We start from the raw sequence: 265 nt of genomic DNA, 5'->3' as shown, positions 1-265 counted from the left end.
CATTCCGGTGGAGGCGCGTCGGGACATCCAGGCCGAGTACGACATCCAGGCCGGGCGTGTGCGCAAGGACTTGTCCGCGCGCGAGACGCCAGAAGGCATCCGCCTGACCGGCCACTTCCGTGGCATCGGCCTGCGCAACTTCCTCGCCCGCCAGACGAAGAAGGGCGTGACCTACGCGATCTTCCGTGGCGAGCGCGATCTGGAGGCCGGCGCCTTCATCGCGACGATGGCGAGCCGCAACGAGCACGTTGTGCATCGCTTTGGG

At 67.5% G+C, this 265-nt stretch carries 1 protein-coding gene; it reads left to right on the top strand.

The genetic code is table 11. From position 1 onward, the window contains the following. Positions 1-265 (top strand): hypothetical protein (locus SB719_RS20660; protein WP_412159814.1); only part of this gene is annotated, 265 nt, incomplete at both ends.

Origin of the sequence: Pantoea sp. SIMBA_079 (assembly GCF_046940275.1) — a bacterium.
GTDB classification, from domain to species: Bacteria; Pseudomonadota; Gammaproteobacteria; order Enterobacterales; family Enterobacteriaceae; genus Pantoea; species Pantoea borealis.
This window is presented reverse-complemented; position numbering and strand designations above follow the sequence as displayed.